Source organism: Rhizobium sp. P1_E6 (assembly GCF_056405875.1).
In genome coordinates this window covers 1-2,167 of sequence record NZ_JBFUBG010000233.1, presented here as the reverse complement: position 1 = coordinate 2,167, position 2,167 = coordinate 1, and the positions used below count along the sequence as shown (strand labels likewise).

The following is a 2,167-nucleotide window of genomic DNA, read 5'->3' as shown; positions in this document are numbered from 1 at the left end:
ATTTCATTGTGGCCCGATCCGGCTTTGATCATCGGATAACAACTCTCGAGCTCTGCGACCTCGCAGTCCAGGACAGCCGGGCCATCGAAGGCCAGCATTTCCATGATCGCGTGATCGAGTTCACCTGGGTGGCGACATCTAATCCCGCGGGCACCATACGCTTCGGCCAATCGGGTAAAATCCGGCAATGCGTCGGAATAGCTATGAGACTTGCGTCCATTGTGGAGATGCTGCTGGAGCTGGCGAACCATACCGAGATGACGATTATTCAATATGAAGACCTTGACCGGCAATCTGTACTGAAGGGCCGTTGGAAGCTCTTTCAGGTTCATCTGGATCGACGCATCTCCCGCTATATCGACCACGAGGTTGTCCGGCCGTGCCAGTTGAGCGCCGATCGCTGCCGGCAGGCCGAATCCCATCGTTCCGAGACCTCCGGAGGAAATGAAGCGGTTCGGATTGTCGAAGCGGCAATATTGAGCCGCCCACATCTGATGTTGTCCGACCTCGGTCGTAACATAGGGGTCTCGGTCCCTAATATGGTGCCAAAGACGCTCGATCGCGAACTGTGGCATGATCACCCCGTCACCCGGTTCGTATGCGAGGCATAGCTTGTCTCTCCACCCGGCGATGGCGTCCCACCAGTCGCTCAAGAGCTGCGATTTCGTCTGATGTCTCCGTGACCTCAGTTCCTCGACGAGCAATGTCAGCCCTGCGCCAGCGTCTCCGCACAATGCGACATCAGCGGCGACGTTCTTGTTGATCGATGACGGATCAATGTCGATGTGGATTTTTTTCGAACCAGGTGAAAACCGGTCGAGCCGGCCCGTGACGCGATCATCGAAGCGCGCGCCCACACAGAGCATGACGTCGCAGTCGTGCATCGCCATGTTCGCCTCGTAGGTGCCATGCAATCCAGGCATGCCGAGCCAGGACGAATGCCCGGCCGGAAATGCGCCGAGGCCCATCAGGGTCGAGGTCACGGGGAAACCCGTCATATCCGCGAGCTGTCGCAGAGCCTCTGAAGCCTTTGGCCCCGACGCCAAGACGCCTCCGCCCGTATAGATCAGACCGCGTCTCGCGTTCGCGATAAGATCGGTAGCTCGCCGAATGCCCGAAGGATCAAATAGGCCGGCCGGTGCAGTCGCATGTCGCGCCCGGGGTAGCGGATCATCGTAGGTGCATTCGGCCAGTTGAACGTCTTTCGGAATACAGATCAATACGGGACCCGGCCGGCCCGAGGTTGCTACCCTGAAGGCCAGATCGACGGTTTCGGCCAGAGCTGTGACGTCGGTCACGATGTAGCTGTGCTTCGTGCACGGACGGGTGATCCCGACCGCGTCGCATTCCTGGAAGGCGTCGGTCCCGATGAGGGACGTTGGAACTTGCCCGCAGATACTGACCAACGGGATCGAATCCATCAGCGCGTCCTGAAGGGGGGTGACCATGTTGGTGATGCCGGGTCCGGAAGTTACCAGAACGACCCCGGCTTTCCCGCTTGCCCGGGCGTAACCTTCGGCGGCATGTCCCGCATGCTGTTCGTGACGAACCAGGATATGCTCGATTTCGGACTGCTGGAAGAGTTCGTCATAGATGGCGAGAACTGCCCCGCCCGGGTAACCGAAAACGGTTCGGACACCATTTGCTTTGAGGGCACGAATGAGAATTTCCGCTCCGGACAGCTGTTGACGTTCGTCTTTGTTTTCCGGCGCTTTTTTCATCATCCTGCCTCTTGACCTGACCGCGATGGGTCGGCTTTTGATAGCATGACGACGGACGCATCTTCTGCCGAAGTGCTTCCCGAGCCRGTGACTTTGCCGCAGACAATTTTGAGGAACACCGGTCCCACGGATTTAAATGCTGCGGCGTTGAAATCCATGTTGACGCTCGATGCTCTCACCTGTGCATCGTCGCCTTGGTTCGAATTTGGCTTTTGGGCTGAACGAGATTTGATCTGATCGTACCCTTCCTGCCGCCAGGAATTTTTACGAACTGTGCTAATCGATTCAATAGTTTACCGCTCAAAATAAAACCTCTAGGCAGCTTCCCGGTGCCCAACGGCGGAGCTTCGATGATGTCGATGCATTGCTTCGCCCCCACTGCAGTTTGTCTGCTTGAGCGCTTAGATCAGTCGAATTTCATTTTTTGGGGAGTGAATGCACATGAC

Annotated in this window: 1 protein-coding gene; it reads right to left on the bottom strand. The window is 57.1% G+C overall.

The annotated features are described in order from the left end of the window. The coding region (ilvB, locus tag AC1D35_RS35685; RefSeq protein WP_477942689.1) for a biosynthetic-type acetolactate synthase large subunit at positions 1 to 1,724 on the bottom strand (1,724 nt) is incomplete at its 3' end. Positions 1,725 to 2,167: the final 443 nt, after the last annotated feature.